This window comes from Streptomyces sp. NBC_01267, from assembly GCF_036241575.1.
Taxonomy (GTDB): Bacteria; Actinomycetota; Actinomycetes; order Streptomycetales; family Streptomycetaceae; genus Streptomyces.
Genome location: NZ_CP108455.1, coordinates 7,420,466 through 7,442,105 on the forward strand (window position 1 = coordinate 7,420,466; position 21,640 = coordinate 7,442,105).

The 21,640-nt window shown below is 67.9% G+C and carries 13 protein-coding genes and 1 pseudogene; 6 read left to right on the forward strand and 8 right to left on the reverse strand.

The features are described from left to right. Window positions 1-13 precede the first annotated feature (13 nt). On the reverse strand, window positions 14-415 hold the full coding sequence (locus tag OG709_RS33060) for a nuclear transport factor 2 family protein (protein ID WP_266645608.1): 402 nt from the start codon (window positions 413-415) through the stop codon (window positions 14-16). 248 nt (window positions 416-663) lie between these two features. Here OG709_RS33060 and OG709_RS33065 point away from each other — a divergent pair. Then, window positions 664-938 (forward strand): annotated as a pseudogene (locus OG709_RS33065) (MBL fold metallo-hydrolase); the annotation flags it as partial. A gap of 174 nt (window positions 939-1,112) precedes the next feature. Here OG709_RS33065 and OG709_RS33070 read toward each other — a convergent pair. Genes OG709_RS33070 through OG709_RS33080 form a run of 3 tightly spaced genes read right to left on the reverse strand, consistent with a single transcriptional unit; the run spans window position 1,113 to window position 3,776 of the window. Then, window positions 1,113-1,526: a GlcG/HbpS family heme-binding protein gene (locus OG709_RS33070; RefSeq protein WP_250301659.1), complete on the reverse strand. Its 414-nt coding sequence runs from the start codon at window positions 1,524-1,526 to the stop codon at window positions 1,113-1,115. Between the two features lie 60 nt (window positions 1,527-1,586). Further along, a complete protein-coding gene (locus OG709_RS33075; protein ID WP_329168771.1) occupies window positions 1,587-2,762 on the reverse strand; it encodes a tryptophan 2,3-dioxygenase family protein in 1,176 nt (391 codons plus the stop codon). Window positions 2,763-2,765: 3 nt separating this feature from the next. Further along, entirely contained in the window at window positions 2,766-3,776 is a 1,011-nt protein-coding gene (locus tag OG709_RS33080; protein WP_329168772.1) for a methyltransferase, read from the reverse strand. Between the two features lie 373 nt (window positions 3,777-4,149). Between OG709_RS33080 and OG709_RS33085 the strand changes: the two genes are divergently transcribed. Genes OG709_RS33085 through OG709_RS33100 form a run of 4 tightly spaced genes read left to right on the forward strand, consistent with a single transcriptional unit; the run spans window position 4,150 to window position 11,957 of the window. After that, the gene (locus OG709_RS33085) at window positions 4,150-5,658 is read left to right on the forward strand and encodes a flavin monoamine oxidase family protein (RefSeq protein WP_266645602.1); all 1,509 of its coding nucleotides are present in this window, start codon (window positions 4,150-4,152) and stop codon (window positions 5,656-5,658) included. Next, complete coding sequence (locus tag OG709_RS33090; RefSeq protein WP_329168774.1) at window positions 5,655-8,891, forward strand: ferritin-like domain-containing protein; 3,237 nt, start codon at window positions 5,655-5,657, stop codon at window positions 8,889-8,891. Before OG709_RS33085 ends, OG709_RS33090 begins: the two co-directional genes overlap by 4 nt. Window positions 8,892-8,928: 37 nt before the next feature. Beyond that, window positions 8,929-10,551, forward strand: coding sequence for an FAD-dependent monooxygenase (locus tag OG709_RS33095; protein WP_329168775.1), 1,623 nt, complete (start codon window positions 8,929-8,931; stop codon window positions 10,549-10,551). Window positions 10,552-10,601: 50 nt separating this feature from the next. After that, the gene (locus OG709_RS33100) at window positions 10,602-11,957 is read left to right on the forward strand and encodes a cytochrome P450 (protein ID WP_329168777.1); all 1,356 of its coding nucleotides are present in this window, start codon (window positions 10,602-10,604) and stop codon (window positions 11,955-11,957) included. Between the two features lie 52 nt (window positions 11,958-12,009). Here OG709_RS33100 and OG709_RS33105 read toward each other — a convergent pair whose 3' ends face one another. The 3 genes from OG709_RS33105 to OG709_RS33115 all read right to left on the reverse strand — a co-directional run bounded on the left by OG709_RS33105 (window position 12,010) and on the right by OG709_RS33115 (window position 17,961). Further along, window positions 12,010-14,982 (reverse strand): helix-turn-helix transcriptional regulator, encoded by a 2,973-nt coding sequence (locus OG709_RS33105; protein WP_329168779.1) that lies wholly within the window; start codon window positions 14,980-14,982, stop codon window positions 12,010-12,012. Window positions 14,983-15,103: 121 nt separating this feature from the next. Then, the gene (locus tag OG709_RS33110) at window positions 15,104-16,624 is read right to left on the reverse strand and encodes a DHA2 family efflux MFS transporter permease subunit (RefSeq protein ID WP_250301651.1); all 1,521 of its coding nucleotides are present in this window, start codon (window positions 16,622-16,624) and stop codon (window positions 15,104-15,106) included. Further along, window positions 16,621-17,961 carry an amidohydrolase family protein gene (locus tag OG709_RS33115; RefSeq protein WP_250301650.1) on the reverse strand — a complete coding sequence of 447 codons (1,341 nt, stop codon included), beginning with the start codon at window positions 17,959-17,961 and terminating at the stop codon, window positions 16,621-16,623. Before OG709_RS33115 ends, OG709_RS33110 begins: the two co-directional genes overlap by 4 nt. Before the next feature lie 672 nt (window positions 17,962-18,633). Here OG709_RS33115 and OG709_RS33120 point away from each other — a divergent pair. Beyond that, the gene (locus OG709_RS33120) at window positions 18,634-19,047 is read left to right on the forward strand and encodes a MarR family winged helix-turn-helix transcriptional regulator (RefSeq protein WP_250301649.1); all 414 of its coding nucleotides are present in this window, start codon (window positions 18,634-18,636) and stop codon (window positions 19,045-19,047) included. 53 nt (window positions 19,048-19,100) lie between these two features. Here the strand turns inward: OG709_RS33120 and OG709_RS33125 are convergent, their stop codons facing one another. Further along, entirely contained in the window at window positions 19,101-21,473 is a 2,373-nt protein-coding gene (locus tag OG709_RS33125) for a hypothetical protein (RefSeq protein ID WP_329168783.1), read from the reverse strand. Window positions 21,474-21,640 lie beyond the last annotated feature (167 nt).

Consider the following 21,640-nt stretch of genomic DNA (forward strand, 5'->3'; position numbering starts at 1 on the left):
ACTGACCGCCGCGTCATGCCCCCAGAGGCTTGCGCCGGGCGAGGACCGTGCGGTGAGTGATGCGCCAGCCCTGTGGACCGCGGACGATCGTGTCCTCGTACGTAGCGCTTCCGCATGTTCCGTCCGCGTTCACGCCGATCCCCTTCGACCGGGCGTGCACCAGGTCCCCGGTCGCCGGTGTGAGGACGATGTTCGTCACATGGTGAGCTACCGGGTTCGCCTCGCCGAGCGCGAGCGCCGCCTGCTTGATGGCTGCTACTCCCCGCAGTGGGGCCTGGCCGAAGTCCGTGACGTCGTACACCACATCGGCGGTGAACAGTTCTTCCAGGCGGTCCAGTTCTCCCGCGTCGATCAGATGGCCGTGCATGGAGATCAGATCGGTGATCGCGTCGCGGTCCTCTGCGGCCAGCTCCATGACGGTCCTTTCGTCGTGGGGCCTCTGGACAGACTCGGAGCCCCCGGACATCAACAGCGGCCCGAGGATAGCCGACCGGAACGCGCGGGCGAGCCGGGCGGCTCCGGATACGGGGATCCGTACGCGATCCGAAGCCGCCTTCCTCCCCTCGAGGAGATGTGTAAATCGGGAAAGTCAGCCCATTTGTGGCATGTGGGCGAATTCGACCATGCCGACAGGTCAGACTTCGACGACGCGGAGCGGGGCTTAAACAGAGCCTGTTCGAGGTGATCGACGGCATCTACCAGGTCTCTACCAGGTCCGGAACCTGGACCTGTCGAACCTGACACTGGTCGAGGGCGACACAGGTGTCGTCGTCATCGACCCCCTGATCTCCGCCGAGACCGCGTCGGCGGCGCTCGCGCTGTACCGCGAACACCGCGGTGACCGCCCCATGACCGGGCTGATCTACACGCATCGCACGGCGACCACTTCGGCGGCTTGCTCGGCGTGCTGCCGCACGGCCACGCCCCGGTTCCGGCTTCCGGAACTCATGGATACCCGTCGCGACCGCCATCGCCGTCATGGCGCGGATCAGTGCGGTCTGTCCGGCTGCTTTCCGTCCGGGCACCGCCGCAGCCGACGCGGACGGGCACGTGGTGCAGAGCGGCGTCTCCCTCCCGTGGTTCGCGGGAGGGAGACGCTGTACGTACTCGGGTCAGCCCGCCGCGGCAGCCGCACCCGCCTCAGCGATGGGCTCGTCCTCGCCCTTGGTCCCGCCGGCCACACCGATGGCTCCCGCGATCGCTCCGTCGACGAAGATCGGGATGCCGCCGGGGAGCAGCGCGGAACCCGGCTGTGTGGCCATGGTGGCGAGCAGGATGGGGTCCTGCGCGGCGAACTTGGCGAAGGCCACCGTGGGCAAGCCGAGCCCGGCTGCCGTGATCGCCTTGTGGGTGGCGACGTTCGTGGACCAGAACGTGGCGGTGTCCATACGGGCGAGAGTCTGGAGATTGCCGCCGCTGTCCACGACAGCGACGGTGACGGCGACCTTCAGGTTCGCTGCCTGTGCCAGTGCGGCGTCCAGGACTCGACGGGCGACCTCGGCGGACAGTACCGGAGAAGTGGTCACGGAATGGCTCCTGTTGTTGTGGTGTCGTTTCTCGGGACGGGGGAGTAGGGGGATCGAGTTTTACCGGAGGGCGAAGCGGAACATGGCCTCATTGAGCGGTCCCGGCGTTCCGGGGAGGCAACTGTCTTTGTCCACGAACCTTTTCAGGTACCCCGCTCCTTCGGTCCCACCGGATCCCTTGAGTTGACGGGGAAGATACAGTCGGCCGAAGCCGTAGTGCCGTCCCCGCCAGGTCATCAGTGAACGCTCCACCGTAGCGAATGCGGCGCTCAACTCCGGGGAATCAGAGGCCAGAACAGCTCCCCGGAGTGACCAATGGGCCCGATAGGGTGGATCGTTCAACATGCGCAGATGATCGATTCGTTCGAACACCTCGGATTTCCGGGGGTCGTATCCGAACAGCGCCAACTCCATCAGGTGGAAATTCAATGACTGCACCGCGCTGGCAGCCCCGGTGGCCTCTCGGAAGTTCATGAACTGCTCGGGCGAGAGCGTCCTGAGGGCATGGAAAATCCCCTTGATCAGCTCGGAGCACGCAGCCACCTGACCGATACGGAACTGGGCTTCCTCCCGGTCGCCGGAGTCCATGGCGACGATCGCCCGACAGGCGGTCCACCGGGAAAGATAGAAAGCGAGTTCGCACGCATGAACGGAGCGCAGAAAGATGTGCTCGTTGTCGTCATCGGATTGCGTGAACGCCGTGCACCGGGTGAGTACGTACAGCCGCCACCGCAAAGCCGCGTCGGTCCCGGCACCGTGGGCGACATCGGCCCCGTGCACCGGCCCCACCGGGTTGATGACCACGTCGTCCACCTGCCCGATCACCGCGTGCAGCCGGGCAAGTCGCTCCGGCAGGTAGGGAAGAGCGCCGGGCCGGACATCTTCCCGCGCCTGTTCCCAGGCGGCCAGATCGGCGAGGGTCGCGCGCATGGCAAGAGTCACGGCCGCGACCGGATCCTCCCCGTACGGTGCGAGGAACCAGTCGTAGACATGGAGACTGGTGTAGCGGTAGTACTCGGGAATCCGCTCACTCCGGCTGAACGGCCGGGTCAGCAACCGGATCGTTTCCGCTTCCGTTGCGTGGCTGTCCACCGCCACGGCCTCGTACGATCCCGCCAGTCGATCGCGCTCGGATTCGGTCAGCGCGGCCCGGCCGCGGGTGCTCTGGAGTCTGGCTATGTTCTCGGCGTCGCCGGGCAGGCTCGGTCCGGTCGGCTCGGTCGGCGTGCCGTGCATGGGTCAGCCCCCGTCCTCTGCTGAACGGCCGACGACAAGGTGCTTCTCGCGGCTGGAGCGGCGCACCTCGCAGTCGACGAAGCCCGATGCGTGCAGCAGATCCAGGAATTCACCAGCGGTTCGGTGCCGGCCCCGGGTTTCGACGTGCATGGAGAGGTTCATCACCGCCGTGGCCAGCGGTCGGTGACCGTCGTCGTCGAAGAGCCGATCCATCACCAGCACCCGACCGCCGGGTTCGCAGGCCCGATGCGCCTTGCGCAGCAGCTCCAGACAGGTGGCGTCGTCCCAGTCGGAGAGGATGTAACCGAAGGCGAGGCAGTCACCCCCGGGCAGCTGGTCGCGGAAGAAGTCCCCGGGTGCGAAGGAGAGCCGGTCGCCGAGGCCGTAGTCCTCCCGGGTCCGCGCGAGGTGAGGTGCCACATGCGGCAGGTCGAAGACGGTGGCGTGGAGCGCCGGCGTACGGAGCAGCGCGGAGACCGAGAACGGACCGTTCGCCCCGCCGACATCCACCAGTCGGCGGACCCCACGCAGCCCGGCGAGCTCCACCAGTTCACCCGAGACGTCGAAGCTCAACTGCCACATGGCACGGAGAAAGTCGGCCACCGACCCGGCGTCCGCGTACATCGCCTCGAAGGGGGCGGGGAGCGCTGCGTCCACCGACGCCTTGCCTTGTGACAGATAGGCGTCCAGCTGCGGCATCCGACCGGCGGTGCTGGTGACGAGATGCCCGACGAACGCGCCGGCATAGCGGGAATGGGCCGGGTCCAGATACGGAGCGGATTCCGTGGGCACCAGGTACCGGCCGTGGCTGTCCTCGTCCAGGACCCCGAACGCACGGAGCGCGATGAGTAGCCGGCCGAGAGTCTCCTCGGCGGCCCCGGTGCCGGCGGCGATCTTCCCGGTACTGCTCGCTCCGTGCTCGATCAGAAACGCGAATACGCCATGCCGGTCGGCCAAGTGAACGGCATGGGTGGCGTGCATGCCGAATACCGCCCGTTCCAGCGTCTCGGGCATCCCGCTTTCGGTCCGCTCCGGCAGTGCGCCGCCCACCGGGAATTGTGGTGCGGTGCGACATGAGTCCAGGTTGCCGAGGCCGTCTTGTGCAGCGTGCCCCACTGCTGCCCCCTCTCGCCGGCTTTCGCCAGGCCATCGGAATCCACCACGAGCGTGTGGGCCTCAGCATGGCCCGAATCCGGAGTCCTTCCGGGGCGGCGACCGATAAACCGTCCGGTCGTGCGGGGTGCCGCCCGTGCTGTTGGAGGATCGGCCGCGACGGACCATGCATCAACTACCCGTGTCCCCACCCGAACTGGGGATGTGGCAGAGACTGACCGGCCTCAACAATGGGCGGCGAACGTGATCGAGGAAGTTGGTGCGAATGCTTAGCATGCCGTCACAGAGCTCTGGGCAGTCCCGCTCCTCACGGGCCGGGACGAAGAAACGGATCACCATCATCGGTGCCGGCATATCCGGCTTGGTGGCGGCGTACGAACTCGAACGGCGTGGCCACACCGTCGAAATGCTGGAGGGGAGACTGCAACTCGGCGGCAGGGTACGCACTCACCGATTCCTGCCCGACCGCCCGGGGCCCTCGGTGGAACTCGGCGCCATGCGGGTGCCGGCCACCCACCACCGCACCATGCATTATGTGCGCGAACTCGGACTGGCCGACCGGGTAAGGGAGTTCAAGACGCTGTTCCAGGACGACACCGGGTACCTGGAGACACACTCGGGGCACCAGCGGATACATGACGCCTCACCGGCTCTCGTACAGGAGCTGAGACTGCGCCTGCCGGAGCGCGAGTACAGCGATGCGACGGTGCTCTTCGCCGCTTGGCTGTCCGTACGGGTGAACGCCATCGCACCCAAGAGCTTCCGTGACAGTATCCAGAACGGACTGGACCGCGAAATCCTCGGACTGGTCGAAGGAATCGACCTCGCGCCCTATGTGTACGGACCGGGCAAGGACCGGATCGACCTGCATTCCCTGTTCGCGGACCACCCGCAGATCCAGGCGGGGTGCACGGGCAGGCTGTACCGCTTCGTCGAGGACATCGTCAACGAGACCAGTTCCAGCCTCGTGCGGCTGCAGGGCGGAATGGACCAGATGGTTCACGAGCTCCGTGACCGGATCCAAGGGCCGATCGGCTGCGGCCAGGAAGTGGTCGGGATCGAACTACGGGACGACGACGTCGTCCTCCGGATGCGGCGTGGATTCGGCACGGTCACCAAGACGTGCGACTACGTGCTGTGCACCATTCCCTTCTCCGTACTGCGGACCATGGACCTGGTCGGATTCGACGACGACAAACGGGCGATCGTCCACGACATGAGCTACTGGTCCGCCACCAAAGTCGCCTTCCACTGCAGGGAGCCGTTCTGGGAGGCGGACGGCATCACCGGCGGTGGATCCTTCACCGGGGGCCTGATCCGCCAGACCTACTACCCTCCGACCGAGAGCGACCCCGCGCTCGGCGCGGCCCTGCTGGCCAGTTACACCATCGGTGACGACGCCGACGTGCTCGGTGCTCTCGGGCGCCGCGCCCGCCTCGCCACCGTGCTGGACGAACTGACCGCGGTACACCCGCAGTTGCGGCAGGACGGCATGATCCTCGGCGTAGTGGATCAGGTGTGGGGCAGTGCTCCGTCGAGCATGGGGGCGGCTGCCGTCCGCTGGGGGAAGGACATCGCCACGTGTGAGGCGGAACGGGCCTCTGCGGCTCGCCGGCAAGGACGGCTGTTCTTCGCCGGTGAACACTGCTCCACATTTCCCGCCTGGATCGAGGGCGCGATCGAGTCGGCCGACAACGTCGTGCGGGAGATCGATCTCTACCAGCCCGGCGCGAGCGAGAGAGCCGTCGCCGGCCGCCACAGCGCGTCGGGGGCGGAGGCATGAGCCTCTTCGATCTCCCGCGGCTGCACTTCGCCGGAACCGCCACGACCCAACTGCCCACCGGACCGCGCGGCGGACTGGTCGATCTCGCGACGAACACCGCCCTCACCCCCAACGGCCGGCCGTTCCCGGCGGACCGCCCGGCCGGTGAGTACCACGACATCCTGGACAGGACAGATCCGGGGCCCGGACCGGCCAAGGGCCAGAACTTCGGTGGCAGCGGCCACTTCGCCGTGGACGCACGCATGGTCGGCGCGGAACTCTCCGCCGGAACGCTGATCACCGACGACCCCGTGATCGGCGGCCACGTCGATATGTGGGGCCACTACAACGAGTACTTCGCCACCACGGCCAACCGCGCCAGGGTGTTCGACATCGACCCGTCCTCCCACTGGACCACCACGCTGATGGTCGGTCAGTTCTGCTTCGGCCGCCAAGGCCGTTCGCACGACGTCGGATACCTCTTCACCGGCGACGTCGAAGGGTTCCAGCCGCCCAGATGGCAGGTCTTCGACCCGCACATCAACGCCGACGTCCGGCCGTCGGCGTCCCGGTTGCCCTCCTCGTCGGTGCACCAGTTCGTGGTCACCGGTGACGGCGCGCTGCACTGGCTGGAGCAGCCGTCCCGCTCAGCTGTCGTGACCCGGCTGCGAGACGCGGTGGAGACCGCAGGGGCCGACGGGATCGTCGTGCAGTTCGCACTCCACGGCACTCCGGCACCGGCCGTTCCCGAGCAGCCCGTCACCTGGCAGCTCCGCGGCACCGTCGCGCCCTGGCGAGCGGACGAACCCCGCTCGTACCCCGCAGGACGTCTGCTCACCGCGCAGGACCCGCCCCGCCCGCACCCGTCCCCGGTACCCCGCCAGGTCACCGTCGACGTGGGAGCGGCACATGTCACCTTCAACCTGGTCGCCGGACCGCCGGGGACACTCGCCGTCCGGGCCGGCGAGGGGGAGACCTGGGAACTGCGCACGGCACACGGCGACCATCTCGTCGCCGAACTTCCCACGGGTGCCCGGACAGCCGCCGAGGACCTGACCAGCGGGGTGCTGACCGTGCCTCGTCAACCGCGGGCGGATGCCGCCGAACACGAAGCGCTGTGTCTGGTGAGGCGGAACAGCGACGGCACAACGACCCCGCTGCTGAGCGAGCGTGAGGTCAACATCCAGGCGGACGACGCGTGCATCATCGTCGACCACCCCGACGGCGAACACGACGACACCTACGACGTCCGTGTATCCGTCCTCTCCCTGATCCGGGGCAGGCCCGGCCCCCTGAACGCCCTCCATGTCCGGCAGTACGCCAACCCCCGTGCCCTGCCCCGGGACGAGGCGGCCCGCTCACCCCGGGCACGCTGCACGGACATCGATATCGTGCGGCTGCGCCCCGACCTCCCCGACAGCCCTGTGAAGAGCACCGACTGGGCGGCCGAGTGCACGATCAGTACCGACGTCCGGGGGCGCGGGGCGTTCGTCCTGCGGGGTGCGCGGCCAGGCTGCGCCAGAATTCTGCTGACCGCGGCCGGTGAGGACCCTCCCGCCGATCCCTCGCTCCCCGGGTCCGCCGCCGTCGCCTACGACAACGACGACCGGCTCGGCTACTGGGCCGGCGCCGGACATCTCTCGGTGCGGGTTCTCCCCGACGACTGGTGGCTGGCGGACGTACCGCAGGACCAGGTGACCTTCGACCTGGTCCACGCGGAGGTCTTCGCCTTCTACGAGCACATGTTCGCCTTCATGAAGGACAAGGTCTTCAGCCTGGCGGACCAGTTCCGCGTGGACACGTACGCCCGGCTGATCTGGCAGATGTCCGACCCGGAGAACAAGCCGAAGACGTACTACATGCCACCGACCCGCGACCTGTCGGAACCCAAGGCCCGTCTGCTGCTGGCCTACCTCCGCGTGCGCAACACCCCGGACCAGGTCCTCACCACCAGCCCGGCCACCACGCGCGCGGGCGGCGGCATCACCACTCGGCAGGAGCTGGTGTCGACACTGCGGCACGCCGCGATGATCGAACTGGCAGTCACCCTCCAGTACCTCTACGCGGCCTACTCCCTCCCACTGCACGGGGCCGGACTGGAATACGTCCGGCAAGGGCAGTGGACAGAAGAGCAGTTGAGGATCGTCAGCGGCGACGGCGGAAAGACACTCGACGACGGGATCCGCAACACCCTGCTCCGCGTGGCCCGCGAGGAAATGATCCACTTCCTCGTCGTCAACAACATCGTCATGGCGCTCGGTGAACCCTTCCACTTTCCCGCCATCGACTTCGGCACCCTCAACGGCGAACTGCTCGTACCGCTGGACTTCTCGCTGGAAGGCCTCGACATCGGCAGTGTCCAGCGGTTCATCGCCATCGAGTCACCCCACCGCATCAGCCACGACGTCCGGTACGGCGCCCTCGGCGGCCCTGTCCGCGGCCCGCGGCCGGGGCCTCCCGGCTACGCCTCGTTGAGCGATCTCTACGCCGACGTACGAGAGGCGCTCCAGCGCATCCCCGGGCTCTTCATGGTGGACCGGGGAAGAGGCGGCGGCGAACACCACGTATTTCTGCGGAAGTCGGTGAACACCGCGCACCCGGACTACCAATTGGAGGTCGACGACCTCTCCAGCGCCCTGTTCGCGGTCGACTTCATCACCGAGCAGGGCGAAGGACAGATCCTCTCTCAGGAGGCGGACCCCCCGAGCGAGGAATGCCACTTCGACGCCTTCCTGCGGATCTCGGATCTCCTGATGAACCTGCGGCTGAACCGGCCGCCCGGTCACCGCCCGGCCCCGGACTTCGCCTATCCGGTCCTGCGTAACCCGACCCTGACCGAAGGCACCGGAATCCGGCAGGTCATCGTCGAACCGACGGCCCGTGAGGTCGCCCGGCTCTGCAACGGCTCCTACTTCATGATGGCCCAGCTCATGGTCCAGCACTTCGGCGAACAGCCCGACGCGAGCCTGCGGCGATCGGAGCTCATGAACTACTCGATCGACCTCATGAACGGTGTGCTGCAACCCCTGGCCGAACTGTTGGCAGTCCTGCCGTCGGGTGTACCGGGCCGGACGGCAGGAGCACCGTTCGCGCTGGAGAGGGCGCCGGAGCCCCTCACCCGCCCGGACGTGGCACGACGCGTCTTCGCACGGCGCTGCACGGAGCTCGCACGGACGGCCCGGGAACACCCGGTCGTCCCGGCCCGAGTGGCGGACACGCTCAGCTTCCTGGCCGACCGCTTCGGCGCGTACTGACTCCCCCCGCTCCTCAACAGCAGGAAAGGCGAAAGATATGACCACTGCGTACGACACCGACGTCCTCGTCGTCGGCGGCGGCCCGGTCGGCATGGCCCTGGCCCTGGACCTCAGATCGCGAGGGGTGGCCCACACCGTCGTCGAAGCGAGCGACGGATCGGTCTCCCACCCCAAGGTCAGCAACATCGGCCCGAGGTCCATGGAGTTCTTCCGCCGGTGGGGCGTCGCGGACAAGATCCGCGCCGCCGGCTGGCCGAGGGACCACACACTCGACAGCGTCTGGGTCACCCGGATCGGGGGACACGAGGTACTGCGGCTGCCCATCGGTACCAGCGAGACCCGGCGGCCCTTCGCGCACACCCCGGAGCCCGACGAGATCTGCCCCCAGCACTGGCTCGCGCCCCTGCTCGCCGACGAGGTGGGCAGACACCCGGACGGACCGCTGCGGCTGAACTGCCGCATGGACACCTTCCAGCAGGGCGACGACGGGGTCGTCGCCACCGTCACCGACCAGAGGGACGGGACGGTCGGCACCATCCATGCCCAGTACCTCGTGGCCTGCGACGGTGCCTCCTCACCGATCCGCAAGGCATGCGGCGTCGCCGCCCCGGCCCGCCATCCCACCCAGACGTTCCGCAACATCCTCTTCCGCGCCCCTGAGCTCGGTGAACAGCTGGGAACACGCAAAGCGCTCTTCTACTTCCTCCTGCTGTCGACGTCGCTGCGCTTTCCCATGCGGGCGATGGACGGCCGCGGGCTGTTCCGGCTGTCGGTCCGCGTCGACGGCAGTCCCGAGGCAGCCCAGCCCGCCCTGGCGCTGATCCGGCAGGCGCTGGCCGTCGACACGCCGGTCGAGGTGCTGTCCGACCACGCATGGCATCTGACACACCGGGTGGCGGAGGAATTCCGCAGCGGCCGGGTCTTCTTCGCCGGAGACGCCGCACACACCCTGTCGCCCTCCGGTGGGTTCGGTATGAACACCGGCATCGCGGGCGCGGCCGACCTGGGCTGGAAACTCGCAGCCGAACTGGCGGGCTGGTCGGGGCCCACGCTCCTGGACACGTACCGAATCGAGCGGCAGCCCGTCGCGGAGCAGGCGGTGGAGGAGGCGAACCGCAATCTCGTCCGTACGATGAGCCGCACCCTGTCCGAGGATCTTCACGAGGACACACCCGCGGGCGAGCGGGCCCGTGCCGCGATGGCCGAACAGCTGGAACGCAGCGGAATCCGCCGCGAGTTCGACGCTCCCATGATCCATATGGGATACCGGTACGAGTCCCCGGTCATCGTCCCCGACCTCGGAACACCACCGGCCGACGAGAACGAGCAGCGTCCCAACAGCAAGCCGGGATCACGCGCCCCGCACGCCTGGCTGAAGCCGGGACTCTCCACACTCGACCTGTTCGGTGACGGCTTCCGGCTGCTGAACTTCGCGGAACCTCCTCGGTACCACCCGTGCCCGCAGCACGAAGGGTTCGAAAGGGCCTTCGCCGACCGGCACATGCCGCTGGGCGTCACCGTGTGCCACGACTCCGAAGTGGCCGCCCTCTACCAGCGCCCGTTCGTCCTGGTGCGGCCCGACGGACACGTGGCCTGGCGGGGCTCGGAGCTCCCCACCGACCCCGGCGCGCTCGCGGACACGGTACGCGGCGCCCGGTGACGCACCCCCCGGTGCGCGGACGGATGCCATTACTCTCAGGGAGAGGCACCATGCTGTTCGAAGAACTGCCACCTTTCGACCTGCGCGGCTGGCCGGCCGAGGCCATCGCCGATCCCTACCCCGTCTACCTGCGCTACCGGGCGAGGTCCCCCGTACACCATGTGCCGGGCCTGCCGGGCGAGCCGGACACCTACTACGTCTTCGGTTACGACGAAGTCGTGCAGGTGCTCACCAGCCCACGGTTCGGACGCAGCGCGGACGCCGCGAACACCGAACCCCCGGTCGCGAGCTCCGCGTGCCCCACGGCGCCACGGCCGGCGGACCGCCACGAAACCCTGCGCACCATGCTCCGGAACTGGCTGGTGTTCCTCGACCCGCCCCGGCACACCACCCTGCGCACGCTGCTCAGTAAGGAGTTCACCCCGAGGATTGTCCTCGGTCTGCGCGAGCGCATGCAGGAGATCGCTCGCGAACTGCTCGCGGAGATGCGGCGCAAGGAAGTCGTGGACCTGGTGGCGGAGTTCACCGCGCCTTTCCCCGTCATGGTGATCTGCGAACTGCTCGGGGTGGAGCGCCGGCACTGCGACTGGCTGCGTGAACTCTCCGTCCAGTTGCAGGAGGCGAGCACGTCGCGGGCGGGCAGCGGCACGGACGGGCTCGTGCGCGCCGACGCAGCGGCCCGGCAACTCGTCGAATTCTTCCGCGACCACGCCCGGCGCCGCCACGGCGGGGACGCGGAAGATCTGGTCTCTCTGCTGGTCAGAGCCGGCGAACAAGGCGAGCCCCTGACGGACGACGAGATCGCCGCGACCTGTGTCCACCTGCTCACCGCCGGACACGAGACCACCACCCATGCGCTGGCCAAGTCGGCCCTGGCCCTGCTGGACCGACCCGACACCCTCGCGGAACTGTGCACGGCGGAGCAGCTGCTGCCAGGGGCCGTCCAGGAACTCGTCAGATTCGACCCGCCGGTCCAGGCCGTGAGCCGATGGGCGTACCAGGAGGAAGCGCTCGGCGGACACCGGATCCGGCGGGGAGCGAAAATCGTCCTCATGCTGGGCTCGGCCAATCGGGATGCCTGCCATTTCCCCCACCCCGATGTGCTCGACGTGCACCGGCCCCCTGACCGACACCTCGGATTCGGCCTGGGAATCCACTTCTGCCTGGGCGCGGCACTGGCCCGGACGGAAGTCGAGACCGGGCTCGCTGCGCTGCTGGAGTTCCTGCCGGGGGCGAGTCCGACCGGCCCAGGAGTCCGGTACACGGACGATCTGGTCTTTCACGGACCGGCGGAGTTGTGGCTGGACACCGGAGCACGGCCCGGAAACCGGGCCGGTGTACCGCTCGGAGTACGGAGCAACTCGGTGCGGCCGGACGTTACCGGAGGGGCGCGGCCGAGCGGCTGAGCCGGGACGGACGCCGGTCGGGCAGATCAGACCGGCGCGACCCGCTCCGCCGTCACCCTCCCGTACCCGGTGGAGACATTCCCTCGGGCCCGATGCCCTGTATGCAGCGCGCGAGTTCCAGACGGGAATGGACCTGTAGTTTGCGGAAGATCTGCCTCATGTGGAAGGCGATCGTATGAGGTGAGAGGAACATGCGGTCAGCGACCTGACGATTCGTCAATCCTTGCACCACGTGTTCGGCCACGGTGAGTTCGGTCCTGGTCAGGCTCCGCAAGCCGGTCTGCGGCTCAGGGGAATGCGACCAGTGCCGGCGGCGGATCCCCACGGCCCGCAGTCTGCGGCGGACCCGGGCGGTGTCGCCTTCCGCGCCCAGTTGCCCGTACAGCGTGAGCGCGCTCTCCAGACTCCGGACGGCGCGTGCCCGCGACGTTTCGAGCAACAGCGCACCCAGGTCCTCGGCTGCTGACGCGCGGGCCCAGGCATCACGGTGACCTGCGACGGCTTCCTCCAGCGCGTCGGCATCCCCCTCGATCAGACCCCGGGCGTGCTCGGCTGCCGCGAACACCACAGTGATACCGGGGTTGGCACGCGCCAGCCTCTCAGCCGCCGCGGACACCTCGGCCGCCCGGCTCGGGTGCCGCGTAGCCAGCAGTACACGAACCAGCCACGGGGCGAACCCGGGCTCCTCGATCAACAGGGCGCCGCGACCGGGTTCGTTCGACCACAGCTCTTCGAGAGCGTTCTTGAGATCGGGTTCACTGCCGCTTGCCAGGGCGATCTGGGCCTCGATCCAGGCACCGGCCGCCGTGCACACCTGCCCACGGTCGTCCGGCAGCGCTTTCCTGAGGCGGCGAGCGTAGTCACCGGCCCGTGCCAGCTCGCCCCGGTGCGAGGCCACCGTCGCCAGCAACTGCCAGGCCAGCGGCATGAACACGCAGACCCCGGACTCCTCGGCAACGGCGAGTCCCGCTGCCGCCTCCCGTTCCGCCTCGTCCAGCCTGCCGTCGGCGAGCCGGAGCCGCGCGTGTACGAGTCTGGGGACGTCGGCCGAGACGAACTCGACCGGGTCCGGGGTTGTTCCGAGTGCGGCCTCCGCCTCGCTGAATCTGCCGGTATGGGCGAGCATCATCGCGGACACCAGCCGGGGATGGGTGTGCCATTCGAAGGCCGAGCCCCGGTCCGCGAGTGCTACGGCGTCCTGGCACAGGGCCAGCGCTTCGTTGAGCTTCCCCTCGCGCCAGCGCAGTACGGCGAGTGCGGTGGTGACACCTGCCTGGATGTCCAGCCCTTCGTCACCATCACCGTCACCGCTGCCATCGCCACGGCCACCGTCAGCGGCAAGCGCCTGTTCGGCGTGGCGCGCGACCTGATGCCCGTCGTGGGCCGACCAGGCCGACAACTGGTTGAGTACGGCCTTCTGGCGCAGGTGGGCCGGTACGCCGGGCTGTGCGAGAAGCTCCCCGGCGACTTCGAGGCAGTCCGTTGTCCGGCCGAGGAGCAGCAGTGCCGTGGACAGCCAGTAGCGCAGCCGGGCGGTGATCTCCGGACCGGCCGGGCGGGTGAGCGCGTCCCGGGCCAGGGTGACGGCCGTCGGGAGCGTCCCGGAGCGTACGCATGCCTCCACCGCGATCACCGTGAGCGGTTCATGTGCCGCGTCGACGACCGGCCGCACCAGTTCGAGACCGCGCAGCGCCAGGTCCGCGGCGGTCTGCGGGGCGTTCGTCACCGACTCCTCGGCTGCCTGGCGCAACAGCCCGGCCATGGCCGGGTCCCCGCGGTGGGCCCCGTGGATGAGATGTGGGGCCACCGACGTGGGGGAGTGACCGCGCGCGAGCAGGATGCCCAGGGCCTGCCGGTGCAGGGCTCCACGGACCACACCCGGCATGTCTTCCATGAGTACCTGTCGCATCAGTTCATGGCGGAAGGTGACTGTTTCGGTGCCGCACTTGACCATCCCGGCGACGACCGCTTCGCGAAACCGGGGGACCAGTGCGCCCACCGGTTCACCGAGCATCTCCGCGATGTCCTCGGGCAAACAGGCCGGACCCAGTACCGCTGCCACCTCCATGAGCAGTCGTGCCTGCGGTGACACCGTCGCCAGCCGGTCCTCCATCAACGCGCTGAACCACCGAGGTGCCCGCCCGGAGGCCGAGGTGCCCGCCCGGGGCCCGGTGCCGGCCGGTGCGCCGGACAGGCGGGCGGTGCCTCCCTGCACACAGACGTCGCCCTGTTCCAGGAGTTGTCCGATGACGGCAACGAGCAGCCGGGGATTGCCCTGGGCCAGACCCAGCAGGGTGCTCAGTTCGGCGTCGGGCCGCCCGTCGGCGCAGTCGGCGAACAACTGCGAAACGGCCGAGTCGCAGAGCGGCCCGAGGGGCAGACGCAGGGCCTCCGTGGGGCTCTGCGGCCAGACGTCCGGTCCACCCGGAAGGGCCGGTTCATCCTCCTGAACGGTGCGTCGGGCGGTCAGCCACACCACCGGGGAATTCCGCAGACGTGACATCAGCGGGTGCAGCGTCGCAGCGAGCAGTGGGACGGGGCTCCGGCCCTCGTCGCAGGTGAGCAGCAGCGGGGCCTTCTTGAGCTGGGCTTCCAGAAGTGACAGCGAGGCCGCATGGAAATGCCGGTCGTCCCGCTGCTCGTCCCGCACTTCCCGAGCTCCCCGGCGCGGGCTCGGGCGACGGTCGGCGTCCAGCGACCGGGCCAGGGCATGGAACAGCGATGTCATCGGCAGGGCCGGGGAGAACTCGTCGCCCTCCAGGTGGATGACCGTGAAGCCCCGCGCGGACGCCGCCCTCCGGGCCTCGGCCAGCAAGCGGGACTTCCCGATCCCGGCCGGTCCGCTGATCCATCCCTGGACGCAGCGCCGTGAATTCTGTGCCCGCTCGAAGGCGCGGCCGATCAGCTCGGTCTGCTCCGTGCGTCCGCGCAGCGGCCGTACGCTCACGCCGGACCGGCCGACCGGTTCCTCGGCACCACCCGACGAAGTTCGCTCGCTGTCGTGGAGTGCGGGCACCTTTGCCATGGCGGGGGGCGTACCTTTCACGGACGGGAGACAGGAGAAGCACCTGCGCAGCGGGCGGACTGCGGATCGTGGGCCCACGGCCGCGGGCCGCGTGCCTCTGGCGCACCGGTCTCCGCTCTTTCTACGAATCCGGTGGCGTCTTCTGCCCGGACACCGCTCCGGTGCCGGGGCCTGTCTCCGGTATGGCTTCCGTGCTGCGAATCGGCCACCCGGGGAGGAGCGTGGCGAGCACGGCACAGCCGAGTGACACGTACAAGGCGACCGTGTAGGCGGCCGAAAGTCCTGCCGCGTACTGTGCGATGAAGACGTGGCTGTTCGCCGGTGCGGTGACGCCTCGCGCGACGATGGCGGCCAGTGCCGCGACGCCGAGTGCCTGGCAGACCCGCTGGGTTGCCTGAAGCAGTGCTGTACCACTGCCGACGCTCTCCCGGGGAACGTCGCTGAGAGCCGTGACCTGTGTCGTCGGCGGGATCGCACCCGCGCCTGCACCCGCCAGCAGCAAGGGCCACACCAGGCCTCGCGGGTCGGGATCCGCGGCGCGTGCGCGCAGCATCGCGATGCCTGCGGCCAACAGCAGAAAGCCCACGGCGAGCGGGAGCCGCGGCCCCCACCGGTCCCTGACCCGGCCCGCCAGGACACCGGCTGCACCGGAGGAGAGCGCCAGTGGCAGCAGGGCCAGCCCCGCATCCAGTGCGCTGACACCGCGCACCACCTGCATGGACAGCGGCAGCAGGAACTGCGTTCCGAAGAAGGGGACTTGACCGAGCGCGTTGATGGCGCTGCCGATCCAGTAGGTACGGACGCGGTAGAGCCGCAGGTTGAGCAGGGGAGAGGCCGAGCGGAGCTGGACGCGTACCAGCACGACCAGGGCCAGGGCGCCCACGGCGAACGCGGCCAGTGTGGTGCCGCGCGAACTGCTGTGGGAGCCGCTCGGGGAGCCGAGCAGGGTCGCGCCGAGCAGCAGCCCGCTGAACCCCACACAGACGAGGACGACGCTCGGCAGGTGGATCCGGGGGGCGGATTCCGCCCGGGGCCCGTCGGGGGTGAGGAAGCGGCTCCCCAGGAGTACGCCGAGTGCGCCGATCGGCACATTGATGAAGAAGATCCAGCGCAGCATCCCGGCGTCCACGAAGGCGCCGCCCAGCAGTGGCCCGACGGTCGGGGCGAAGACGAGGACGATCCCGAAGACACCGAACGCGAGGCCGCGCTTCGCCGCGGGAAACGCGGTGAACAGCTTGGCCGAGCCCAGCGGCAGCGCGAAGCCACCGGCGAGACCCTGGACGACCCGCGCCACGATGAGCAGCGGCAGGGAGGGCGCGAGACCGCACAGGAGGGAGGCTCCGGCGAAGCAGCCGAGGGAGATCAGATAGACCTTCTTCGTGCCCAGTCGTTCGCCGAGCGCCCCGGCCAACGGGGTGGCGACGCCGAGTGCGAGCGCGTAACCGCTGACCACCCACTGCACATCGGCGGTGGACGCTCCGAACTCCTGCTGGATGCTGTGGATGGCGACATTGACCACCGTGACGTCGAGGATCGTCATGAAGGAGCCCACGGACACGGCGATCAGTGTCTTCCACGGCGAAGCCGTGCCGAACGGTTCGGGCCGCGGGCCCTCGGTCCCGGGGCGGGCGTCGCGGTTCATCGGGGGTCGGCGGTGTCTGCGAGGCGGTGCGGGGCCGGCGGGCTCTGGCTGTCGGCGAGTACGGCGAGGTGTCCGTCCTTGACGACGGCCCGGATGTCGTCCAGAGCGGCTGGGTCACGCAAGGGGTCGCCGCCCACGACTGTCAGGTCGGCGTGCCGCCCCGGTGCCAGGACGCCCAGTGTCTGGCCCTGACCGCACAGCGTAGCGGCGTGCCGGGTGCTTGCCTCGATGACCTGGAGCGGAGTCAGACCGGCGGCCAGCATGTACTCCATCTCCTGCCGCGGCATGCCCGCCGGAATACCGGGCAGCCCGACCCAGTCGCTGCCCAGGGCGACCTTGCCGCCCGCTTCGACGTAGAGGGCGAGGACGGAGACGAGCAGTTCCTCGACAGCCCGGAGGCCGTCGGCGGGGAAGTCCGGCAGATGCAGGCGGATGTTGATGAGTTCACCGCCGAGAGTGGGGACCAGGTAGACGCCTTGCTCCACCATGCGTGCGATCCGCCTGCGCAGCCCGGGGAGGGCATCCGTGCTGAGGGCACCCTCGCGGTGCAGTTCGACGTAGCCCATGTCGGGCGGCAGGGGGAAGAGCATGTGCTCGACGCTGGTGACACCCGCGTCGAGCGCGATGTCCAGTTGCGTGACGTGGTGGACATGGGAGCGGACGAGCAAGCCGTGTGTATCCGCGCGGCGGACGACCGCGGCGATCGGGCCTGGCCCGAGCACGGGGAGTCGGCCCGGGGTGCGGTAGTTGAAGTCGAAAGACTCCTGGGTCAGTTTGATGAAATCGGCGCCGAGGGCGGCCAGTTCGTCGACCGCGGCCTCGGCCTCCGTGGCCGAGTCGGCTGCGCGCGCGACGGAACCGTCACCGCGCATGGACGGATAGCCGCCCGCTGCGGTGAGCGCGGGCCCGGCCGCGAAGACACGGGCCGCATGTAAGTCCCCTCCAGCGGTGTGGAGTTGTGACACGAGGTCCGGTCCGCAGCCGGTGTTTCCCAGGCTCGTCACGCCGTCCTTGAGGAAGGCGCCCAGGGTGGCCGGGAGATCCTGCTCGATGTGTGTGTGCGAGTCGATGATCCCCGGCAGGACGGTCTGCCCGTCGCACCGCAGGACCAGTGCCGCGTCCGGGATGCGTACCTGAGAGGCCGGCCCGACGGCCGTGATGCGGCCGTTCTCGATGACGACCACGCCGCTGTGAATCGGTTGCGTGCCGCTGCCGTCGATGACACTGCCGCCTACGAGGGCGAGAGCACCGGGGCCTTTTCCGTGTACATGTGGGGATTCCGGATTCGCGGCGGATCCCCCGAAGGATTCCGCACGCGATTCCGCTTCGTGACTCATCAAGAGGCTCCCGTCGATGAAGTGCATATGCCGGGCGCGCGGTTCGACGCGGAATTCGCGTATGTCGCGACACGGATATGGGCAGGCGGTTCTAGGGAAATGTCAATCGCCGGACAAGGGGGACGCGTTGGGTGCAGACGCTGCAATCGATCGTCTCGATGTTAATGTGTTAACATCGAGCACGTCAAGATGCGCTTCCGTCGGCTGCGTGCTGTGCCTGCGGGCCCCATGTGGCCCCGCCTTCCTGTGATCTGAGCCACAGTCACTGGCGCCGAGTGGGTCGCTGGTGGAGACTGCGGGCGAGTAATTGTGCTGGCCGGTGTTTCGAGGACGACGCCGACCGGCTCGCGGTGGGCCTCACGGCAACTGGTACGTGCGACGCGAGGTGACGGAACATCCGTGCACGTGAGGTGCGTTGGATGATTCCGACCCGCAGTGCGGGCGTGGGCCGGGCACCAAGGGCGCTGTTCGCTCCCTGGCTGCAGCCGGGGAGCGTTTCGAAACAGCGCCCATGTGATGCGTAGTCGGACGGGTCCGTAGCCTCGGCGGCATCGTGGGCCGGACCGGTGGCAGAGAAGGCGGCGACCAGCCATGACGCAAGACCCCGCAGACCCCACAGAGCGCAACGTTTCTGCTGAGGGGGTGTCACCGCCGCCCGCCAAACCACCACTGATGACCGCGCTCTACCAGGCGGGTCGTGCCGTGGATGCCGCAGTCAACGCGGCCTTCGCGCCGATCGGTCTCAGCGCCTCACAATGGGCCGTCCTGTGCCTCATCGATGAACAGCCGGGCATAGCGGGCGCCGAAATCGCCCGCCGGTCCGACGTGAGCCCCGCCGCTGTGACGACCATGCTCGGCCGACTTCAGGCAGCGGGGCTGGCCGAGCGGCGCTCGCAGCCTCGGGGGCGCATAGTGGGTACCTTCCTCACCGAAAGCGGGCGTCGCCAGTTGCGGGAGGGGAATATCGTCGCGCGCGAGGTGGAACGGGAACTCACCGAACCTCTCGGACGGGAGAGCCTTGCCCGCGTGCTCGAGGACCTCAACTCCTTCGTTTCCACACTCAATTCACTAGAGGGAAAGAAGTAAGGGTTTCCGTTGTCGGGTCCTGGCGTTCAGGTCGACACGTGCTCCACTCCGGATCAGGCCTGCCGTGTGACCTTGCCATCGCTCGTGACGCTCACCGTGACCTCTCCGCCGGCTGGAACTTCGACTCGTGGCCAGCCGAGGAACGCCGTGTATCCCAGGGGGCGGGCCGATTGGCGGGATGTTTCTGCCAGCACCGACACCTCTGCCGCATAGGGTGTTTCGTTCGACAGGCGGAGCACGGTGGATCGGCTGTCCCCGCGGATACGTTCGACCTCGACATGGTCAAAGGTGAAGAGGACATCTTCTCCAGGCCGGACGTAGATTCCGGGAAGTTCGAGTGCCATCAGGATGCCGTCGGTCTCGGTCCAGGAGTTTCTCGTCCTGATGAAATTGCCGATACTGCCCTTGCCCTCGGCGTCGCTGGGCTGGATTCGTTCCATACTCGAACCGATCAAGTTGTCGGTTGTGATGTGCCCCGGCATATTGACGGCCTCGGCATGGGCATGCTGGATATCACTGATGAGCTCTGCGTACTTCTTCTGCCCGGTTGCCCGGTACAGCTTGAACAGGTGGTCGGCTGAGGAGGTGCAGACACCTGGCGCAGCGTGCTTGTTCTGACTGCTTGCCCAGACCGCGCCGGCCATCTTTCCGCCCAGTCGTGCAATATCGCTGCTTGCCGGGAACTGCGGATCGTAGGCGAGCGTCCAGGACGAGCACAGTGCGGCTTGAACCTTCGCGCGGTCCAGCCAGGAGCTCTTGCCTGTGTACTGATAGAGCGCCATGAATGTCTCCAGGAGACCGAACGCCGTTTCGGAGTCTGCATCCTGTGAGATATCTGCGCATGCGCCGCCGGTGAATCCGCGGGACGTGACGTCCCGCTCGTAATAAAATTCGGCGCTCTCCTCGGCCACGGTCAACCAGTCCGGACGGCGGAAGTATTCAGCCGCCAGGGCGAGTCCGGCCGGGGCGATGGCTCCGGCGGACGAGTTGTAGACGGCAATCTCGCCCGTTTCGGGAACGATGTACTGACCGAATTCACCGTACTCCCGCCAGGTGCGGGTGAAAGCCGCGGCCAGATCGTGAGCGGCCAATTCCCAGAGCTCCTTGACGGCTGCGCCGTGTCCTTGCGCCTTCAAGATCATAAAGTGTTTGATGAGCCAGAAGAGGATGTCCCCGTTCTTGCGCACCATGGCCTGCACTGCCGGAAAATCGGGGTGGGACTTCTCCGACCGGATTTCGCCGTCCGAGCTGATGTAGCCGAAGAAGAATCCACTTCGCCCTTGCATGCGAGAACAGATGAAGTCGAGCTCCTCAGCGACCCTGCCGCGTTCCGTCTCGTCGTTCAGGGCCAACATGGGGTAGGTGTTGATCATGCCGCTGACCCAGCCCAGTTGGAAATCATGCGAGTTTTCCGGGAGGTAGTACTTGCCGGCCTTGGTCTCGGTGAAGTTTCCGCGGCAGATGTCGGTACCCACCTCCGTCAGCTTGCTCATGGGAAGCAGGTTGCGGGGTGTCGTAGCGCCCGTCAGCGACTTCCGTACGTCCATGAATTCCTGCAGGAGTGCCGGAATTCCGTCGGCATCGAAAGTGAAAACCTGGAAGCGAATCGACACCGCGTCGCCGGCAGACCAGTTCGGCGCGCTGTCCCCGCTCGGTCGGAAGTCGCCGAAACCGGCTGCCAACTGGCGCATGACAGGTGCCGAAATGCGAAAGTCGCAGCTTTCCCTGTTCGCGCTCTCCTCGACGGAGAGTCCACTATTGCCAAGTCGTGTGCCTTGCTCGGTGAGGACGATCCACCCTTTCTTGAGCCTGGGCGAGAAAAAGCTCATCGACGGAGCAGCGGTTGCGCAGGTTTCCAGCTCGATCCGTGAGGACTCCGAGGTGTCCAAGGCGAGTCGCGGGTTATTCGATATCGCCACCGATACCCGCGGGTTGTAGTACATGTCGGCCGGATAGTCTGGGTTGTATCCATTTCCGATGGCGCGGTAACGATTGCCGTTGTAGACCGATCCGGGAATCATCACGTAGTTCGCGGTCTCCCAGTTCTCGAATGGGAAATCAACCGAGATCGCGGTTTCCTCGGCCTCTCCCTGCTCCAGGGTGCACGTCAAGGTGACGTCCCACCCCTGGCGACCGGGTGGGCGCCGCGTGTCCCACGCCAGCTGCCACCGCTGTTGCCCGTCGATCAGCGTGTCGCCGTCAAACTCCTTGGTCTGGCGCAGCGTGGTGCCCTCATACTTCCGAGTAAAAACCTGCAGAGAGCCGTGAAGTTCTCGCATAGATCGGAACAATCCGGCCGTCTGGGCATCCGCGCCCTCGATCTCCGGGGGGAGTGGCTGGGCTTGTGAGGGTGTCGGATCGAGAGCGATCTTCGCGCCGACTCCGGCTGCTGCCAGTAGGGAAAGATAGTTTCTCCTGTTGAGCATTTCCCACCCGTCCTCGCGTACGTGTCTCCTGTGACCGGAACGTGGTTCAAGGCCTGCACTTTGCCACGGTCGACAAGAAGCCCGCAAGGATAGGTACGAAACATTTTTGTCCGGGTCGAGTACCAGCAGGCTCTGGTATTCAGGTGGGGGGCCATCACCCGCAAGAT